We start from the raw sequence: 18,872 nt of genomic DNA on the forward strand, positions 1-18,872 counted from the left end.
GTCATATTTGCGAAGTTATCGCTATTACACTTCCATGATTTCTTTTTCTTTGTTTTTTGCGATTTCGTCAACTTTTGCAATATATTTATCTGTTTCTTTTTGGATATCTTCAGTATATCCTCTTAAATCATCTTCCGTAATCTCGCCAGCTTTTTCAAGCTTCTTAAGATCATCGTTACCGTCACGACGTACGTTACGAACCGCAACTTTTGCTTCTTCAGCATATTTTTTCACAACTTTTACAAGATCACGACGACGCTCTTCTGTTAATGCAGGGAATGCAATACGAATTACAGTTCCGTCATTAGAAGGGTTTAAGCCTAAATCTGCTTTTAAAATTGCTTTTTCAATATCACCGATAGAAGTTTTATCATACGGTTGAATTACAAGCAAACGTGCTTCTGGAACTGTAATGTTCGCTAATTGCACAACTGGTGTTGGTGCACCATAGTAATCAACTTGTACCTTATCTAATACAGACGAGCTTGCACGACCAGCGCGAACTGTTGCTAATTCACGAGAATAAGCAGCAACTGCTTTTTCCATTTTTTCATTTGAAGACTTCAATACTTGTTGTCCCATAATTATTTCCCCCTTACGACTGTTCCGATATTTTCGCCTAAAACGGCACGTTTAATATTACCTTTTTCCATAACCGAGAATACAATTAATGGAATATCATTATCCATACATAGAGAAGAAGCTGTAGAATCCATTACACCTAAACCTTCTTTTAATACATCTAAGTAAGTAAGCGTTTCGTACTTCGTAGCAGTTGGATCAATAGATGGATCTGCACTATATACGCCATCCACATTATTTTTCGCCATTAAAATAACGTCCGCTTCGATTTCCGCTGCACGTAATGCTGCTGTCGTATCTGTAGAGAAGTATGGGTTACCAGTACCTGCGGCAAAGATAACAACACGTTTTTTCTCTAAGTGACGAATTGCTTTACGACGAATGTAAGGCTCTGCCACTTGACGCATCTCAATTGAAGTTTGAACGCGAGTTTGAATTCCAATATTCTCTAAACTATCTTGAAGAGCTAGTGAATTCATAACTGTCGCTAACATGCCCATGTAATCTGCTCCTGCACGATCCATGCCCATTTCGCTTCCAATTTTCCCACGCCAAATGTTACCGCCACCAACAACAACAGCAACCTCTACATCAAGTTCTGCAATTTCTTTCACTTGTTCCGCAACTGACTTGATAACAGCTGGGTTAATTCCAAATCCTTGCTCGCCAGCTAAAGCTTCTCCGCTCAGCTTTAAAACGACACGATTATATTTCGGTTTACTCATAATGAACCTCCAATTGCTTACATCTTTATTTTAAAAAAGGGAACACAATGTGTTCCCTAATCTGTATTAGTTGTTACCTTTTACTTGGTTCATTACTTCTTCAGCAAAGTTGTCTTCGCGTTTTTCGATACCTTCACCAACAGCGTAGCGAACGAATCCTTTTAATGTTCCGCCTTTAGACTCAACGAATTGACGAACTTTCATATCAGGGTTTTTAACGAATGCTTGGTCAAGTAAGCAAATTTCTTCGAAGAATTTGCCAAGACGGCCTTCTACCATTTTTGCAACGATTTTTTCAGGCTTGCCTTCGTTTAAAGCTTGTTGTGTTAATACTTGACGCTCATGCTCAACTTCTTCAGCTGTTACAGCATCACGGTCAATGTATTTAGGGTTAACTGCTGCAATGTGCATTGCTACATCTTTAGCAGCTGCTTCGTCAGTAGAACCTTCAAGAACTGTTAATACACCAATACGTCCACCCATGTGTAGGTAAGCGCCGAATGCATCAGCATCCGTTTTTGATACGATTTCGAAACGACGAAGTGTAAGTTTTTCACCAATTTTAGCAATTGCTTCATTGATGTGCTCTTCTACTGTTTTACCGCCTTCAATTGTTTGAGCCATAGCTTCTTCAACGTTAGCTGGTTTGTTAGCTAATAAGTGAGCAGCTAATTCTTTAATTAAAGCTTGGAAACCTTCGTTTTTCGCAACAAAATCAGTTTCAGAGTTTAATTCTAAGATTAAACCGTCGTTACCGTTTGTTTCGATGAAAGTTAAACCTTCAGCAGCGATGCGGTCAGCTTTTTTAGCAGCTTTCGCAATACCTTTTTCACGTAAGAAGTCAATTGCTTTCTCCATGTCGCCGTTTGTTTCAGTTAAAGCCTTTTTGCAGTCCATCATACCTGCGCCTGTTTTTTCACGAAGTTCTTTTACCATTTGTGCAGTGATTGCCATGTTTTTCATCCTCCTAAAATATGTATTTATACCTTTTAAAAAGGTTTTTATACCTTAAAAAAGGTGATAAAAGGCCGAACCCCTTATCACCTTTCCAAATTTGTTACGCAGTAACAGTTTCTTCACCTTGTTTTGCTTCAAGGATCGCGTCTGCCATTTTAGATGTAAGAAGTTTTACAGCACGAATTGCATCATCGTTTGCTGGGATAACGTGATCGATTTCGTCTGGATCACAGTTTGTATCAACGATACCGATGATTGGAATGTGTAATTTGCGTGCTTCAGCAACTGCAATACGCTCTTTACGAGGGTCTACTACGAATAATGCACTTGGAAGACCTTTCATATCTTTAATACCGCCTAAGAATTTCTCAAGACGCTCTAACTCTTTTTTAAGTTGAACAACTTCTTTCTTAGGAAGTACTTCGAAAGTACCATCTTCTTGCATTCTTTCGATGTCTTTAAGGCGCTTGATACGCTTTTGGATTGTTTGGAAGTTTGTTAAAGTTCCACCTAACCAACGTTGGTTAACGAAGTACATACCAGCACGAGTTGCTTCTTCTTTAATAGCTTCTTGTGCTTGTTTTTTAGTACCTACGAATAAAATGTCTCCGCCTTCAGCAGCGATGTCGCGCATCGTTCTGTAAGCTTCCTCAACTTTTTTCACAGTTTTTTGTAAGTCGATGATGTAGATACCGTTACGCTCTGTGAAAATGTAACGCTTCATTTTTGGGTTCCAACGACGTGTTTGATGTCCGAAATGAACACCAGCTTCAAGCAATTGCTTCATAGAAATTACTGACATAATATAGTTCCTCCTAAATGGTTTTTGATATCCTCCGTTTACTTCATCTCTAAGCGAAACTACAACCGTAGCACCAACACTTAAATCAGTAAACGTGTGTACTTTGTACTGACACCACTGCTTACTATATCATACTGAAATATTACAATCAAGTCGAAAATGCGAACAATGTAAAACTTTCTTTATTCACACTCGAATTCTAGTATTACCAACCTGTATTTCTTTTAAGCGAAAAAATAAAATTCAATTCATAGTTTTCCAAAGAACACGATTATGGCGCTTTTCACAAACAACATCAATCTCTTATATACAAAAAAACTCTCCTCATTTGAGGAGAGTTTTTATAAATTAGTTTGTTTTTAATTTAGCAAGTTCATGTAAAAATTTGTCGTTTAATACTTTAATGTATGTTCCTTTCATACCTAAAGAACGAGACTCGATTACACCAGCACTTTCTAATTTACGTAGTGCATTTACAATCACAGAACGAGTGATTCCTACACGATCAGCAATTTTACTTGCAACAAGTAGACCTTCTGTTCCGTTTAACTCTTCGAAAATGTGCTCAATTGCTTCTAACTCACTGTAAGATAATGAGCTAATCGCCATTTGAACAACAGCTTTACTACGTGCTTCCTCTTCGATTTCTTCTGCTTTTTCACGTAAGATTTCCATACCTACTACAGTTGAACTGTATTCAGCAAGGATTAAATCATCATCTAAGAACTCTTGACCAAGACGAGCTAACACTAATGTACCTAGACGCTCACCGCCACCAACGATTGGTACGATTGTAGTTAAACCTTGACCGAATAATTCTCTATTTTCTACTGGGAATGCTGTGTAAGCACTGTTTACATCTAAGTTTGAAGATGTTTCCGTTACATTGAATAAGCTTTGCGTATATTCTTCTGGGAATTGACGCTCTGCAAGCATTTGTTTCATACGCTCGTTCTCGATTTGTTGGTGAATTGCATAACCTAGTAATTTACCACGACGACTTACTACGAATACGTTCGCTTCGATTACTTCACACATTGTATCAGACATTTCTCTAAAGTTTACAGGCTTTCCTGCTGCGCTCTGTAATAACGCATTTAATTTTCTTGTTTTTGCTAATAATTCCATTTCAAAAGTTCCTCCTACATGTTACTCACATATTTTTTCATCACTTGGAAACTAGGGCGAGTCACCTGATGACACTATTACAAAATAAACTGGCTCACATCTTTATTTTTAGCAATTGTTGCTAATTTCTCCTCAACGTATTGAGGTGTTATCGTTATTTTCTCTAACGTAATTTCAGATGCTTCAAACGATAAATCTTCAAGGAGCTTCTCCATAATCGTATGGAGTCTTCTGGCTCCAATATTATCTGTATCCTGATTAACTTGATAAGCAATCTCAGCAATCTTACGAATAGCTTCGTCTGAAAATTCAATTTCTATACCTTCAGTCGCTAATAATGCCATATACTGTTTAATTAACGCATTGTCAGGCTCGATTAATATTTTAACAAAATCATCTGTCGATAATTTTGTTAATTCTACTCGAATCGGAAATCTCCCTTGCAATTCCGGAATTAAATCCGACGGTTTAGACATATGAAACGCTCCAGCTGCAACGAATAAAATATAATCCGTTTTTACTGATCCGTATTTTGTCGCAACATTCGATCCTTCTACAATTGGTAAAATGTCACGTTGCACACCTTCACGTGATACATCTACGCTATTCGACTGCTTACCAGCAATTTTGTCAATTTCATCGATAAAAATAATCCCGAGCTGTTCAGCACGATAAACAGCCTCTTGTGTAACTTCATCCATATCAATTAAGCGCTGTGCTTCCTCATTTGTCAAGAGTTTTCTTGCTTCTTTTACAGAAAGTTTACGTTTTTCGTTTTTTTCGGCATAAAACTTCCTAATGCATCTTGGAAATTCATTCCCATTTGTTCCATACCAGTTCCTTGTAACATATCAAACATTGAAGACTGTTGCTCAGTCACTTCAATCGATACAATTTCATCTTCAAGAAGTCCTGCAGCAAGCTTTCTTTCCACGTCTTGACGTTTCTTTTCGATTTCAACATCTTCTTGCTCATCGGATGTTTGATTCGAATTTTGAGCACCGCCAAAAAGCATTTCTAATGGATTTTTAAATCCAGATTGCTTCTCCGGACTTGGCACTAAAATTTCAACAAGACGTTGGTTCGCTTGCTCTTCTGCTTTATCTTGAACTTTAACTACCATTTCTTCTTTCACGATGCGTACTGACGTTTCCACAAGGTCACGTACCATCGACTCTACATCTCTACCTACATATCCAACTTCTGTGAATTTAGTAGCTTCAACCTTAATAAAAGGTGCTCCAACGAGTTTCGCCATTCGTCGTGCTACCTCTGTTTTACCAACACCTGTCGGTCCAATCATTAAAATATTTTTAGGTGCAATTTCATCACGTAAATTTTCAGCTAGTTTACTGCGACGATATCGATTTCTTAAAGCTACAGCAACCGCTTTCTTTGCATCTTTTTGACCGATGATGTATTGATCTAATTTTTCCACAATTTGGCGCGGAGTAAAATGTAAATGCATATAAAATGCCTCCCTTACGATTCTACAATTCTTCAACAATTATGTTGTGGTTCGTATAAACACAAATATCGCCTGCAATTTCTAGACTCGCTTTCGCAATCTGCTTCGCAGTTAAATGTTCACTTGCATATTGTTTTAAAGCACGACCTGCAGAAAGTGCATAATTTCCACCAGATCCAATTGCTAAAATACCATCATCCGGTTCAATTACTTCTCCTGTGCCCGAAACAAGGAGCATAGTTGTTTTATCCATGACAATGAGCATCGCTTCTAACTGACGCAGCATTTTATCCCCACGCCATTGTTTCGCCATTTCAACTGCAGCACGCTGCAAGTTCCCGTTATACTCTTCTAATTTCCCTTCAAACATTTCAAAAAGAGTAAATGCGTCCGCAACTGAACCTGCAAAACCAGCTAAAACTTTCCCTTGGAAAAGTCTACGAACTTTACGAGCTGTATGTTTCATTACAACAGCATTCCCCATCGTTACCTGGCCATCTCCAGCCATTGCACATTCTCCATTATGATGAACTGCAAATATCGTTGTAGCGTGGAAATTTCCCATAGAAAAAACTCCTTTATATGTTTTTATAGCTTTAAAAGCAATTTATGCCCGCGGGTGATGCTTCATGTAAACAGAACGCAATCTTTCTTTAGAGACATGCGTATAAATTTGTGTCGTCGACAAATTTTCATGACCTAACAGCTCCTGTACAGTACGTAAATCTGCCCCTTCATCTAACATGTGTGTAGCAAATGTATGCCTTAACATATGGGGACTTATCCGCATTGTCAATGAAGCCTTCTTAATGAGTTCGTTTAATACATAGCGCACACCACGACTTGTTAGCGGCGTACCTTTCGCATTTAAAAATACCATATGAGATTGTTCTTCAGTCTTGTTAGCTAACTGTTTTCTCCCGTTCTCCATATAAGTAATTAAAGCATCTTGTGCATAACTTCCGAACGGAATATACCTTTGTTTTTTCCTTTTCCCATCACTAAAATTGTTCCCACTGCAAAGTCAATATCGGTAAGTTGTAGGTTGACACATTCACTCACACGGATCCCCGTCGCATACATCAACTCTAATAAAGCTTGATTCCTTTGACCTAGCGGCGTTTCCATATCAGAAACTTCAAATAATTCCTCTAATTCTTCAGCATATAAAAACTTTGGGATTGACAATTCTTTTTTGGGGAGTGACGCAAGTGCAAACGGGTTATCTTTCCGATAACCTTCACGCATTAAAAAACGATATAAACTTCGTAAGCTTGACACTTTTCTTGCGACAGATTTACGGGCTAACTTTTCATCGTGCAACGTCGTTAAGTACAAACGAACATCCGCGTATGTAACATCTAAAAAAGAGGATATGCCTTCTCGCTCCATAAATTGCACAAAATGTTCTAAATCATTTTGATAACTTGCAATTGTATATTTTGAATAATTTCTTTCAATTTGTAAATATCCAACGAATAATTGTAACAATTTCTTCACATTCACATAACTCACCTCAATAAAGGCTACTAAATCGTATCACAACTTAGTAGCCTTTGCAAGAAATTTAACTAAATATTTACAAAATTTTGAATTGTTTCTAAAGCACGTGTAGCATACGCTTCATTTCGTTCTGCCTTCTTTTTGATCTTCTTCTCTAACGGTGCAAATAGACCGAAGTTTGCATTCATAGGCTGGAAGTTTTTCGCATTTGTCGCAGTAATATAATTTGCCATACTTCCCATTGCAGTTACAGGTGGTAATACAACTGGCTCTTCGCCTTTTACAAGTCGAGCAGCGTTAATACCTGCTAATAACCCTGATGCCGCCGATTCAACATATCCCTCTACTCCAGTCATTTGACCAGCAAAGAATAAATCATCACGTTGTTTATATTGATACGTCGGACGAAGTAAATTAGGCGAATTAATAAACGTATTACGATGCATTACACCGTAGCGTACAATTTCTGCGTTCTCCAGTCCTGGAATTAACTGTAACACTTCTTTTTGTGGTCCCCACTTTAAATGCGTTTGGAAACCTACGATATTGTATAACGTTCCCGCTGCATCATCTTGACGTAACTGAACAACAGCATATGGCGTTTTCCCTGTTTTCGGATCTTCTAATCCAACAGGTTTCATTGGTCCAAATACTAGCGTCTGTCTTCCTCTGCTTGCCATAACTTCCACTGGCATACAACCTTCAAAGAAAATTTCCTTTTCAAATTCTTTTAAAGGTACTGTCTCAGCAGCAATTAAAGCCTCATAAAAACGATCAAATTCTTCTTCTGTCATAGGACAGTTTAAATATGCCGCTTCTCCTTTATCATAACGAGACTTTAAATATACTTTGTTCATATCAATGCTGTCTTTTTCAACGATTGGTGCTGCTGCATCGTAGAAATAGAAATAATCTTCACCTGTTAGTTCTTTTAATTGTGCAGCAAGATCAGGAGATGTAAGTGGACCTGTTGCAATAATTGTTGGTCCTTCTGGAATTTCAGTAAGCTCTTCATTCACTACAGTTACATTCGGATGATTCTTTACGTATTCAGTCACTTTAGCTGCAAACTCATGACGGTCAACTGCTAAAGCTCCTCCAGCTGGCACAGAGCACTCATCAGCTGCACGAATAATGACAGAATCCATTAAACGCATTTCTTCTTTAATAACTCCAACGGCATTTGTTAATGTGTTTGCACGTAATGAGTTACTGCACACTAATTCAGCAAACTTATCTGTGTGATGAGCTGGCGTTTGCCTTACTGGTCTCATTTCATATAATTTTACTTGGACACCACGTTTTGCAATTTGGTAAGCTGCTTCACTTCCTGCAAGACCTGCGCCAATGACGTTTACTACTTGTGTTGTCATATATATCACCTTTCCTTTTCTTCCCGAAAAAAATGTGAGCAGTTACGCTCACATTTGTTGTTCTTCTTCATAATCACACGAAATACATTGTACTTGCACGCCTTTTTTCAACTTCTTCTCTACAAGCATCCCTTCACACTTCGGACATTTACGGCCAATCGGCTTATCCCAAGATACAAAGTCGCATTCTGGATACGTACCGCATCCGTAGAAAAGACGTTTCTTTTTGTTACTACGACGTTCAATAATTTGTCCTTCTTCACACTTCGGACAAATTACACCGATTTCTTTCACAATCGGTTTTGTATTACGACAATCAGGGAAATTCGAGCAAGCCATAAACTTCCCATATTTCCCCATTTTAAAGACCATTGGATGACCACATAATTCACAGTCTTCCCCAGCTGGTTCATCTTTAATTTCCACTTCACGCATTTCTTTTTCCGCTTTTTCTAAGCGCGGTTCAAATCCTACGTAGAAATCATCAACAATTTTCACCCAATTCGCATTTCCTTCTTCCACTTCATCAAGGCTTTGCTCCATGTTAGCTGTGAATTCAATGTTAATAATTTCTGGGAAAAACTCTAAAATAAGTTCGATTACTATTCCACCCAATTCAGTTGGAACGAAACGTTTATTATCTAAAGCAACATAACCGCGTTTTTGAATTGTTTCAAGTGTCGGCACATAAGTGGATGGTCTTCCAATCCCAAGTTCTTCAAGTGTTCTTACTAAACGAGCCTCTGTATAACGTGGCGGTGGTTGGGTATAGTGTTGTTTCGGCTCTATATCTTTTGAAAATACCGTTTCTCCCACTTCTAACGGTGGCAACATCTTATCCTTTTCTTCCGCACCATCATCTTTTGACTCAACATACACTTTCATAAACCCCGGGAACTTTACAACCGAGCCACTTGCACGGAACTGAACATTGTTATTAATGAGTTTCGCTGTAACAGTATCCATTATAGCAGACGCCATTTGACTTGCAACAAATCGCTCCCAAATCAATTTATACAACCGAAGTTGGTCACGACCTAAGAAACTTTTTAGTTCCTCTGGCTTTCTCATTACCGAAGTAGGACGAATTGCCTCATGCGCATCTTGTGCATTTGATTTTTTCGTTTCTTTCTTCTTCTCTGTTCCTATGTATTCCGCACCATACGCCTCAGTAATGTAAGTACGAGCCTCTGTTTGAGCTGTTTCTGAGATACGCGTTGAGTCAGTTCTCATATACGTTATAAGACCCACAGTCCCTTGTTTCCCAAGATCTATCCCTTCATACAGTTGCTGTGCAAGCATCATTGTTTTCTTTGCTCGCATATTTAACTTACGTGCTGCTTCTTGTTGCAAGGAAGATGTTGTAAACGGTAAAGCGGGATTACGTTTTCGCTCTTTTCTCGTTACATTTTCAACTGAAAACGCATTATCTTTCATCTGTTCAATTATTTCATTCACTTGCGTTTCATTCGTTAATTGAACCTTTTCACCATCTACACCGTAAAAGCTTGCTTCAAATGTATCTTTCCCTTTTACAAACTCTGTTTTAATTGTCCAGAATTCTTCAGGCTCAAAGTTTTGAATCTCCCTTTCACGTTCGATAATTAAACGAACTGCTACAGATTGTACACGACCTGCACTTAATCCTTTTTTTACTTTCTTCCATAATAAAGGACTAATATTGTAACCAACTAGACGATCAAGTATACGTCTTGCTTGTTGTGCATCTACTAAATCCATATTAATTGCACGAGGATGTTTAAATGATTCTTTTATTGCATCTTTTGTAATTTCATTGAAGACAACTCGACAATCTGATTCAACATCCACATTTAACGTATTCGCTAAATGCCAAGCAATTGCTTCTCCTTCACGGTCTGGATCGGCCGCGAGATAGACTTTCTTTGCTTTTTTTGCCGCTGATTTTAAATCTTTTAAAACGGGACCTTTACCACGAATGGTAATATACTTCGGGGTGAAGTTGTTCTTTACTTCTATCCCCATTTGGCTTTTAGGTAAATCGCGAACATGTCCCATGGACGCAACGACTTTGTATTTTTTCCCTAAATATTTCTCAATGGTCTTCGCCTTAGAAGGCGACTCCACGATTACGAGGTAATCTGACATGCTAGTGCCTCCTTAAGAGGTGGATTCAAGTCTTCATTAATCTTATTGATTTCTCTTGTTTTTGTCAATCAAGAATGAATATACCATACAGTGCCAATCTACCATTTGTCAATAATTGTTTAATAAAAACATAAAAATATAAGGTTAATTTATTATTTCTTCAAAGATATCCTCTGCATTTCGTACTAGTTTTGCACCTTGTTGAATAAGCTGATTCGTTCCCGATGCACTATCAATAAATATTGGTCCAGGAAGCGCAAATACCTCTCTATTTTGCTCTAATGCAAGGTCTGCCGTAATAAGTGACCCACTTCTTGATTTTGCTTCTACAACTAAAACCCCTTTACTTATCCCGCTAATAATTCGATTTCTTTTTGGAAAATACCATTTTTTCGGTGCATAGTGCGGAGGATACTCTGTTAATAGCAATATATATTCCTCCCACTTTTCATATAAACGTCTATTCTCTTTCGGATACATATAAGATAATCCGTGTCCCAATATCGCAATAGTCGGACGATGTTTCTTTACTGTAACTTCATGAGATATTGTATCTATCCCTTTTGCAAATCCGCTCACAATAAGCCATTCTCTTTCTAATAAAGGATGTAAAATAAACTCCATACTCTCACGACTGTATAACGACGGTTCTCTCGTTCCAACAACCGCTAATTTATTTACTTTATTTAGAAAATTCTTCTCTCCTTTTCCATATAAAACAAAAGGAGGGTCTTGTATTTCACGTAATAATTGCGGGTAATTTTCATCCCATATAGTCACATAAAAGATTTGATTTCTCTCTAAATAAGATATATATTGCAAAAGGTTTGAATTTTGGAGGAAATGTACTAGTTCTGCAGATTTTTTCGGGGATATTCCAGTGTAGTTTTCCATTTGTTTTTGGTTAAAATTGTATATTACCTTCAATTCTGGATCGACATATAGCAGCCTCTCCATCGCCTTCCAATGATCCGCTAACACGTAATGAAGATGTAATAATCGCTCTCTTTTCATCCTAATTCTCCTTACCCATAATTTTTATTATGTAAACAGAAAAATTGTAAAAAGACACCCTCAAATAAGAAGGTGCCTTTCAAAAAGATTAATAGTTTTTACAAGTTTCAAATAATCCCTTTTCTTTTAAAACAGAGATTAACGTTTCACCCATAACAGCTGGTGTTTCAGCCACTTTAATACCACAAGCTTCCATTGTTTTAATCTTTTCAGCAGCAGTTCCTTTGCCGCCAGAAATGATTGCCCCCGCATGACCCATACGTTTGCCTTCAGGCGCTGTTTGGCCACCAATGAAGCCTACAACTGGTTTTGTCATATTAGCTTTTACCCATTCAGCTGCTTCTTCTTCTGCCGTACCTCCGATTTCACCAATCATAATTACAGCATGTGTTTCTTCATCTTCATTAAATGCTTTTAACGCATCAATAAAGTCTGTACCGTTAACAGGGTCCCCACCGATACCTACAGCAGTAGATTGGCCAATACCTTCTTGTGTTAACTGGTGTACAGCTTCATATGTTAATGTACCAGAACGAGATACGATACCTACATGACCTTTTTTGTGAATGTATCCTGGCATAATACCGATTTTACATTCATCAGGTGTAATGACACCTGGGCAGTTTGGTCCAAGTAAACGTGTATGTTTACCAGCCATATATCTCTTTACGTTAACCATATCTAATACAGGAATTCCTTCAGTAATACATACTACTAAATCAATCTTCGCATCAACTGCTTCCATAATTGCATCAGCAGCAAAAGCGGGTGGAACGTATACAACTGAAGCGTTTGCGCCTGTTGCTTTCACAGCATCTTCTACTGTATCAAATACTGGTACACCTTCAATATCAGTGCCGCCTTTACCAGGTGTTACACCACCGACAATTTTCGTACCGTATTCAATCATTTGTTTTGTATGGAATAATCCTTGAGAACCAGTAATACCTTGAACAATAACTTTTGTATCTTTATTAACTAATACGCTCATTTTTCTCCCCCGCTTTCTATTAGCCCACTAGTGAAACAATTTTCTGTGCACCGTCTGCCATAGATTCTGCTGCAACAATATTTAAGCCAGACTCATTTAAAATTTTCTTACCTAATTCTACGTTTGTACCTTCAAGACGCACAACTAAAGGTAATTCAAGACCTACTTGCTTCGTTGCTTCAATAACACCTTCTGCGATAACATCACACTTCATAATGCCACCAAAAATGTTAACGAAGATACCTTTTACATTTTTGTCAGAAAGGATAATTTTGAATGCTTCTGTTACTTTTTCAGCCGTTGCACCGCCACCAACATCTAAGAAGTTAGCTGGGTCACCATGGTAATGTTTAATGATATCCATTGTAGCCATCGCTAAACCTGCACCATTTACCATACAACCGATATTTCCATCTAAAGGAATGTAGTTTAAGTCATATTTAGATGCTTCAACTTCTTTTGAATCTTCTTCATCAAGATCACGAAGCTCTAAAATGTCTTTATGACGATATAATGCATTAGAATCAAAGTTTAATTTTGCATCTAACGCCATTACTTTACCGTCACCTGTTGTAACAAGTGGATTAATTTCAGCGATAGAGCAATCTTTTTCAATAAACGCACGATATAAGCCCATCATAAACTTCACAGCTTGTCCTACAAGCTCTTTTGGAATATTGATGTTAAATGCGATTCGACGCGCTTGGAAACCTTGTAAACCTACTGCTGGATCAATATATTCTTTAAAGATTTTTTCAGGTGTTTTTTCTGCTACTTCTTCAATTTCTGTTCCACCTTCTTCAGATGCCATTAAAACAACTTGAGAAGTTGCACGATCTAACACTAGACCTACATAATATTCTTTCTTAATATCGCAACCTTCTTCGATAAGTAAGCGTTTTACTTCCTTACCTTCAGGACCTGTTTGATGCGTTACAAGTGTAGTCCCTAAAATGCTTTCTGCATATGTACGAACTTCTTCTAAATTTTTCGCAACTTTTACACCGCCAGCTTTGCCGCGTCCACCAGCGTGAATTTGCGCTTTAACTACACATACATCCGTTCCTAATTCTTTCGCTGCTTCTACAGCTTCTTCTACTGTAAATGCAACTTTCCCGTTCGGAACGCTAACCCCATAGCTTTTAAGGACTGCCTTACCTTGGTACTCATGGATATTCATGGTCCCATCCTCCCCTGTTTTCCTGTTTTACTCGAAAAGTTTTTTAATGTTTAAAAAACATTACATTGCCATTGTATAAGATGATTGGCACGCTGTCTACAATAAAGTGTCAGAAAACTGAAATCGCTTTATTCTTTTTCGAAAATAATAATGTTCATATACCAAAATAAAAAAATAAGCTGTATATTCACAGCTTATTTTTGAATCATATCTTTAATTGGCGCAAATGATTTCCGGTGTTCCTCTAATACTCCATGCGCTTCAATCGCTTCTAAATGCTGTTTCGTTCCATACCCCATATGTTGTCCAAATCCATATGCAGGATACTTTTCCCCAAGCTCTTTCATCATACGATCTCTCGTCACCTTCGCAATAATAGATGCAGCTGAAATAGAAACACTTTTCGCATCACCTTTAATAATGGATGTTTGTGGAATTGATGTAGGAAGCTTCATCGCATCAATTAATAAATATTGTGGTGTACAAGATAAATTCGCAACAGCATCTAACATCGCTTGTTTCGTCGCTTGATAAATATTTATCTCATCTATGACTTGCGGTGATACAATTCCAACTCCAATCGCAATTGCTTGTGCTTTTATTTCATCATAAAAACGCTCTCGCTTCGCTTCACTCAGCTTTTTTGAGTCATCTAACCCTGGAATATAAAAATCATCTGGAAGAACGACAGCTGCCGTCACAACGGGCCCAGCTAATGGTCCACGCCCTACTTCATCAATGCCAGCAATATATGTGATTCCTTTTTCACGTAACGCATTTTCATACTTAGACATTTCTAGAAATTTTTCTTTTTCCTTTTGTGCTAACTCTTTTTGTTTGTACCACTTCAAAATAAGTTTTTGAATGCCCTTTCGTTCATCTTTCATTAACATTTGAAAGCGATCATCTTCTTCACTCATAATTTCTTGCAGTAAATTCTCCGCTTCTTGTATTGTCATTTTTTGCATATAAGTACACTCCTTTATAAACGTATACAAAAAGAAAAGACGTACAAACGCACGTCTTATACTTCTTCTATTTTCTCTACCTCTTCTACTTGCTCCACAAACTCTTCTGGTGTTTCAAACGTCATTTTACCAAGTTTTCCACCGCGAAGTTCACGAAGTACCAGTTCAGATGTTTTATCATAATCAATCATTCCGCCGCCCATTAAACAGCCTCTGTATTTTCCAATTGCATCAAATAACTCTACAATATCTTCTGGAATTTCATCTAAATTATATCGCTCTTTTAAACGTTCTGGATAGTGTTTCTCCATAAAACGTAATGCATAAACAGCTACATCTTGTAAATTTAAAATTGAATCTTTAATTGCACCCGTTGTCGCTAAACGAAGACCCACTAATTGATCTTCAAATTTAGGCCACAAAATACCTGGTGTATCTAACAGTTCCATTTCTTTCCCAACTTTAATCCATTGTTGAGCTGTTGTCACACCTGGACGATCTCCTGTTTTAGCAATGTTTTTCTTCGCCAATTTATTAATTAACGTAGATTTACCAACATTCGGTATACCGACAATTAAAGCACGAATTGCTCTCGGTCTAATCCCTTTCGCAACCATCTTATCAAACTTCTCTTTAACAAGCACTTTACAAGCCGCAGTAATTTCCTTCATACCTTGTCCAGCTTGCGCATTAATTGAAATTGCCATATGCCCTTTTTCTTTAAAATATGCAATCCATTCTTTCGTTAGACGATCATCTGCCATATCCGCTTTATTTAAAACAACAAGCCTTGGCTTATGTGTAATAATCTCATCAATCATCGGGTTTCGAGATGATAATGGTAATCGAGCATCTACAAGTTCAATTACAACATCAATTAATTTTAATTTTTCTGTTACTTGGCGTCTAGCCTTAGCCATATGCCCTGGAAACCATTGAATTACCATGTTGCCACCTTCTTTTTCATTTATTTCACAATACGTGCATCTTTTAACGGCCAATATAGCATATTGGCTTTACCAAGTACTTGATCCATTGAAATCGTACCAATCGAACGGCTATCTTTACTAAAACGACGATTATCCCCTAAAACAAATAATTGATCTTTTGGAACAGTTTTCTTTCCCGTCATTTCTTCAAGAGTAAAATCATATGTAAGCGGTCCATCAGCAAGCTGTTTTTTCTGCTTATCTAAATACGGCTCCTCATAAACCTTTCCGTTAACATATAGTTTGTCATTCCGATACTCTATTTCATCGCCTGGCAGGCCAATAATACGCTTAATATAATCTTTATCTTCCGTTGCGCGGAATACGATAATATCGAAGCGTTTTGGGTCTCCTATGTGATAACCAATTTTATTTACAATCATTCGATCTCGATCATGTAAAGTTGGCGCCATTGATACCCCATCTACGAGAATTGGTGCAAAGAAAAACTGTCTAATAACACCAGCTAATACAACAGCAATCAAAATTGCTTTGATCCATTCCCAAAGTGAACTCGTCTCTTTTTTCATGTATTTCCCCTCCACGGTTATGTAAGCTGCTCGTATTATACCAAAATTTTATATAGATTGGAAAAAGGGAGCTTGCGCATTTACAAGCTCCCATACATGTCTTATCGAATTTCTTTAATACGTGCTTTTTTACCGCGAAGGTTACGTAAGTAGTATAACTTAGCACGACGTACTTTACCACGGCGAAGTACTTCGATGTTCGCGATTCTTGGCGTGTGAACTGGGAATGTACGCTCAACACCTACACCGTAAGAAATCTTACGAACTGTGAATGTTTCACTGATTCCGCCACCACGACGTTTGATTACAACACCTTCGAAAAGCTGAATTCTTTCACGAGTTCCCTCAACTACTTTTACGTGTACACGTAAAGTGTCTCCAGGACGGAATGAAGGAAGGTCAGTTTTTAATTGGCCTTTTGTAATTTCTGCGATTAATTGTTGCATATTAAATTCTCTCCTTTAAACAGATGCTCTTATAAAGTCTTATTAAATTACAGCGGAACATCGTTAATACGGCTACTGATTTCAGTAGCACAAATGTTATAATAGCATATTGCTAGGACTGTTGCAATAGAAAATATATGAAGCCCTTATTGTTCTTCTTTAATCTGTTCCAACCATTTCTTTTCTTGCTTAGATAATTCTCTTTCTTCCAATAAATCCGGTCTACGTGTGTACGTACGACGCAAAGATTCTTTATGGCGCCATTCATCAATATTTTTATGATTTCCTGACATTAAAACATCTGGTACCTTCATACCACGAAAATCAGCAGGACGTGTATAATGTGGATGTTCCAATAACCCTGTACTAAACGAATCTTCCACTTGTGAAGCATGATTTCCTAGTACTCCTGGCAGGAGACGTACTACACTATCAGTAATAACCATAGAGGCTAATTCTCCACCTGTTAATACGTAGTCACCAATAGAAATCTCATCAGTTACGAGATGCTCACGAATCCGTTCATCATACCCTTCATAATGCCCACATACAAAGATTAAATGTTCTTCCTCTGCAAGCTCTTCCGCTTTCTTCTGAGTAAATCTTTCCCCTTGCGGACACATTAAGACAACTCTCGGCTTACGCTCTGTTTCTTTCGTTAAATCTTCCACCGCATCAAAAATAGGCTGAGGAGTAAGCACCATACCAGCACCTCCGCCGTAAGGGTAATCGTCTACACTATTATGCTTACTCGTTGTATAATCACGAAAGTTAACAACACGAAGGCTTACCGCTTCTTTTTCTTGCGCCTTCTTTAAGATGGAAGACCCAAATACACCGGTAAACATGTCTGGAAACAACGTTAAAATATCAATTTTCATTATAGTAGCCCTTCCATTACATGAATGGTTACTAATTTATTTTCAATATTAACTTGAAGTACAACATCATCAATGTAAGGAATTAAAAGATCTTGGCCCTTTGGACGTTTAATTACCCAAACATCATTTGCACCAGGAGATAGAATCTCTTTAATCGTTCCTAACGCTTCTCCTTCTTCCGTTACAACACTACAACCAATAATTTCATGGTAGTAGTATTCACCTTCAGCAAGTTCGCCTAACTGCTCTTCTGGTACTTTTATTAAAGAACCTTTAAACTTTTCTGCTTCATCTACATTGTTGTATCCTTCAAATGTTAATAAATCAAATGTCTTATGTTGACGATGAGAAGTTACCTTCACCGGAAGGAAGTCTGTACTTTTCTCATTCGATATGTATAGAGTGTTTCCTACTTTATATCGCTCTTCCGGAAAATCAGTACGAGAAATAACACGAATTTCTCCTCTTACGCCATGAGTATTTACAATTTTCCCTACATTAAACCATTTTGTCATAAATAGTATGTCACCCCTGGTTTCTATATAAATTAAGCATCTCCATTTCACATATGGAACATGCAACTTCTCTTTAAATGTTAAAAAAGGGAGAGGATATAACTCCTCGCCCTTTTTACGTTTATTGAATTTCCAGTGTTACTTTTTCATCATTATGATGTCCCACTGAATACAAGAGCATTCGAATCGCTTTCGCAACTCTCCCTTGCTTACCAATGACTTTTCCAACATCCTCAGGATGTACAGTTAATCGATACTTTATCTCTCCGTTGTAAAGTTCCTGTGTAACTTTTACATCTTCAGGATGATCGACAAGAGGCTTGACAATCGTCTCGACTAACTTCTTCATAGTCATTGCCTCAATTACTTACCTTGTTTAGATAAGTGGAATTTCTCCATGATACCTTGGTTAGAGAATAAGTTACGAACTGTATCAGATGGTTTAGCACCGTTTCCTAACCATTTTAATGCTGCTTCTTCGTTGATCTTAACTTCAGCTGGTTGAGCAACCGGATTATAAGTACCGATTTCCTCAATGAAACGTCCGTCACGAGGAGAACGAGAATCTGCAACAACTACACGATAGAAAGGAGTTTTTTTAGCTCCCATACGTTTTAAACGAATTTTAACTGCCATTTTATAAAGCACCTCCGAATTTATTTCACACAGATAATTATATTAGCAAAAAGACTA

Annotated in this window: 19 protein-coding genes and 2 pseudogenes; all 21 read right to left on the minus strand. The window is 37.6% G+C overall.

Translation table 11 applies throughout. The features are described 5' to 3' along the window. Positions 1–24 precede the first annotated feature (24 nt). A complete protein-coding gene (frr, locus tag BTOYO_RS05305) occupies positions 25–582 on the minus strand; it encodes a ribosome recycling factor (protein ID WP_000531505.1) in 558 nt (185 codons plus the stop codon). A 2-nt stretch (positions 583–584) separates the two neighbouring features. Continuing rightward, positions 585–1,307: a UMP kinase gene (gene pyrH / locus BTOYO_RS05310; protein WP_000042662.1), complete on the minus strand. Its 723-nt coding sequence runs from the start codon at positions 1,305–1,307 to the stop codon at positions 585–587. A 66-nt stretch (positions 1,308–1,373) separates the two neighbouring features. After that, positions 1,374–2,261 (minus strand): translation elongation factor Ts, encoded by an 888-nt coding sequence (tsf, locus tag BTOYO_RS05315; protein ID WP_001018579.1) that lies wholly within the window; start codon positions 2,259–2,261, stop codon positions 1,374–1,376. A gap of 103 nt (positions 2,262–2,364) precedes the next feature. Beyond that, positions 2,365–3,066 (minus strand): 30S ribosomal protein S2, encoded by a 702-nt coding sequence (gene rpsB / locus BTOYO_RS05320; RefSeq protein WP_000111485.1) that lies wholly within the window; start codon positions 3,064–3,066, stop codon positions 2,365–2,367. Between the two features lie 348 nt (positions 3,067–3,414). Beyond that, positions 3,415–4,194: a GTP-sensing pleiotropic transcriptional regulator CodY gene (gene codY, locus BTOYO_RS05325; RefSeq protein ID WP_000421291.1), complete on the minus strand. Its 780-nt coding sequence runs from the start codon at positions 4,192–4,194 to the stop codon at positions 3,415–3,417. 77 nt (positions 4,195–4,271) lie between these two features. Next, a pseudogene (gene hslU, locus BTOYO_RS05330) lies at positions 4,272–5,662 on the minus strand (ATP-dependent protease ATPase subunit HslU). A gap of 22 nt (positions 5,663–5,684) precedes the next feature. Then, positions 5,685–6,227 carry an ATP-dependent protease proteolytic subunit HslV gene (gene hslV, locus BTOYO_RS05335; protein WP_000526274.1) on the minus strand — a complete coding sequence of 181 codons (543 nt, stop codon included), beginning with the start codon at positions 6,225–6,227 and terminating at the stop codon, positions 5,685–5,687. Between the two features lie 42 nt (positions 6,228–6,269). Further along, a pseudogene (gene xerC, locus BTOYO_RS05340) lies at positions 6,270–7,168 on the minus strand (tyrosine recombinase XerC). A gap of 65 nt (positions 7,169–7,233) precedes the next feature. Beyond that, on the minus strand, positions 7,234–8,538 hold the full coding sequence (gene trmFO, locus BTOYO_RS05345) for an FADH(2)-oxidizing methylenetetrahydrofolate--tRNA-(uracil(54)-C(5))-methyltransferase TrmFO (protein ID WP_000212000.1): 1,305 nt from the start codon (positions 8,536–8,538) through the stop codon (positions 7,234–7,236). A 48-nt stretch (positions 8,539–8,586) separates the two neighbouring features. Then, positions 8,587–10,665, minus strand: a complete 2,079-nt coding sequence (topA, locus tag BTOYO_RS05350) for a type I DNA topoisomerase (RefSeq protein ID WP_001286961.1) — start codon at positions 10,663–10,665, stop codon at positions 8,587–8,589. Between the two features lie 144 nt (positions 10,666–10,809). Continuing rightward, complete coding sequence (gene dprA, locus BTOYO_RS05355) at positions 10,810–11,679, minus strand: DNA-processing protein DprA (RefSeq protein ID WP_000818053.1); 870 nt, start codon at positions 11,677–11,679, stop codon at positions 10,810–10,812. Positions 11,680–11,767: 88 nt separating this feature from the next. Next, positions 11,768–12,670, minus strand: coding sequence for a succinate--CoA ligase subunit alpha (sucD, locus tag BTOYO_RS05360; protein ID WP_000115185.1), 903 nt, complete (start codon positions 12,668–12,670; stop codon positions 11,768–11,770). A gap of 19 nt (positions 12,671–12,689) precedes the next feature. After that, positions 12,690–13,850 carry an ADP-forming succinate--CoA ligase subunit beta gene (gene sucC, locus BTOYO_RS05365; RefSeq protein WP_001020779.1) on the minus strand — a complete coding sequence of 387 codons (1,161 nt, stop codon included), beginning with the start codon at positions 13,848–13,850 and terminating at the stop codon, positions 12,690–12,692. 194 nt (positions 13,851–14,044) lie between these two features. Then, entirely contained in the window at positions 14,045–14,818 is a 774-nt protein-coding gene (locus BTOYO_RS05370; protein ID WP_001171132.1) for a ribonuclease HII, read from the minus strand. 56 nt (positions 14,819–14,874) lie between these two features. Beyond that, positions 14,875–15,765, minus strand: a complete 891-nt coding sequence (ylqF, locus tag BTOYO_RS05375; RefSeq protein ID WP_000236689.1) for a ribosome biogenesis GTPase YlqF — start codon at positions 15,763–15,765, stop codon at positions 14,875–14,877. A gap of 20 nt (positions 15,766–15,785) precedes the next feature. Beyond that, complete coding sequence (gene lepB / locus BTOYO_RS05380; protein ID WP_000712442.1) at positions 15,786–16,337, minus strand: signal peptidase I; 552 nt, start codon at positions 16,335–16,337, stop codon at positions 15,786–15,788. A gap of 101 nt (positions 16,338–16,438) precedes the next feature. Continuing rightward, positions 16,439–16,783: a 50S ribosomal protein L19 gene (rplS, locus tag BTOYO_RS05385; protein WP_001186517.1), complete on the minus strand. Its 345-nt coding sequence runs from the start codon at positions 16,781–16,783 to the stop codon at positions 16,439–16,441. Positions 16,784–16,929: 146 nt separating this feature from the next. Continuing rightward, positions 16,930–17,664, minus strand: coding sequence for a tRNA (guanosine(37)-N1)-methyltransferase TrmD (gene trmD, locus BTOYO_RS05390; protein WP_000686907.1), 735 nt, complete (start codon positions 17,662–17,664; stop codon positions 16,930–16,932). Beyond that, the gene (rimM, locus tag BTOYO_RS05395; protein WP_000170280.1) at positions 17,664–18,179 is read right to left on the minus strand and encodes a ribosome maturation factor RimM; all 516 of its coding nucleotides are present in this window, start codon (positions 18,177–18,179) and stop codon (positions 17,664–17,666) included. Before rimM ends, trmD begins: the two co-directional genes overlap by 1 nt. Positions 18,180–18,300: 121 nt before the next feature. Then, positions 18,301–18,528 carry a KH domain-containing protein gene (locus BTOYO_RS05400; RefSeq protein WP_000737399.1) on the minus strand — a complete coding sequence of 76 codons (228 nt, stop codon included), beginning with the start codon at positions 18,526–18,528 and terminating at the stop codon, positions 18,301–18,303. A 14-nt stretch (positions 18,529–18,542) separates the two neighbouring features. Beyond that, positions 18,543–18,815, minus strand: coding sequence for a 30S ribosomal protein S16 (rpsP, locus tag BTOYO_RS05405; protein ID WP_000268750.1), 273 nt, complete (start codon positions 18,813–18,815; stop codon positions 18,543–18,545). Between the last annotated feature and the right edge of the window lie 57 nt (positions 18,816–18,872).

It is taken from the genome of Bacillus toyonensis BCT-7112 (assembly GCF_000496285.1).
Taxonomy (GTDB): Bacteria; Bacillota; Bacilli; order Bacillales; family Bacillaceae_G; genus Bacillus_A; species Bacillus_A toyonensis.

Bases quoted from the DNA above. Each gene is read 5' to 3' on its own strand.
- topA (WP_001286961.1), bottom strand. From the start codon at position 10,665: ATGTCAGATTACCTCGTAATCGTGGAGTCGCCTTCTAAGGCGAAGACC.
- BTOYO_RS05370 (WP_001171132.1), bottom strand. From the start codon at position 14,818: ATGCAAAAAATGACAATACAAGAAGCGGAGAATTTACTGCAAGAAATT.
- pyrH (WP_000042662.1), bottom strand. From the start codon at position 1,307: ATGAGTAAACCGAAATATAATCGTGTCGTTTTAAAGCTGAGCGGAGAA.
- trmFO (WP_000212000.1), bottom strand. From the start codon at position 8,538: ATGACAACACAAGTAGTAAACGTCATTGGCGCAGGTCTTGCAGGAAGT.
- tsf (WP_001018579.1), bottom strand. From the start codon at position 2,261: ATGGCAATCACTGCACAAATGGTAAAAGAACTTCGTGAAAAAACAGGC.
- hslV (WP_000526274.1), bottom strand. From the start codon at position 6,227: ATGGGAAATTTCCACGCTACAACGATATTTGCAGTTCATCATAATGGA.
- BTOYO_RS05400 (WP_000737399.1), bottom strand. From the start codon at position 18,528: ATGAAGAAGTTAGTCGAGACGATTGTCAAGCCTCTTGTCGATCATCCT.
- sucC (WP_001020779.1), bottom strand. From the start codon at position 13,850: ATGAATATCCATGAGTACCAAGGTAAGGCAGTCCTTAAAAGCTATGGG.
- codY (WP_000421291.1), bottom strand. From the start codon at position 4,194: ATGGAATTATTAGCAAAAACAAGAAAATTAAATGCGTTATTACAGAGC.
- rimM (WP_000170280.1), bottom strand. From the start codon at position 18,179: ATGACAAAATGGTTTAATGTAGGGAAAATTGTAAATACTCATGGCGTA.
- trmD (WP_000686907.1), bottom strand. From the start codon at position 17,664: ATGAAAATTGATATTTTAACGTTGTTTCCAGACATGTTTACCGGTGTA.
- sucD (WP_000115185.1), bottom strand. From the start codon at position 12,670: ATGAGCGTATTAGTTAATAAAGATACAAAAGTTATTGTTCAAGGTATT.
- rplS (WP_001186517.1), bottom strand. From the start codon at position 16,783: ATGCAACAATTAATCGCAGAAATTACAAAAGGCCAATTAAAAACTGAC.
- rpsP (WP_000268750.1), bottom strand. From the start codon at position 18,815: ATGGCAGTTAAAATTCGTTTAAAACGTATGGGAGCTAAAAAAACTCCT.
- ylqF (WP_000236689.1), bottom strand. From the start codon at position 15,765: ATGGTAATTCAATGGTTTCCAGGGCATATGGCTAAGGCTAGACGCCAA.
- rpsB (WP_000111485.1), bottom strand. From the start codon at position 3,066: ATGTCAGTAATTTCTATGAAGCAATTGCTTGAAGCTGGTGTTCATTTC.
- dprA (WP_000818053.1), bottom strand. From the start codon at position 11,679: ATGAAAAGAGAGCGATTATTACATCTTCATTACGTGTTAGCGGATCAT.
- lepB (WP_000712442.1), bottom strand. From the start codon at position 16,337: ATGAAAAAAGAGACGAGTTCACTTTGGGAATGGATCAAAGCAATTTTG.
- frr (WP_000531505.1), bottom strand. From the start codon at position 582: ATGGGACAACAAGTATTGAAGTCTTCAAATGAAAAAATGGAAAAAGCA.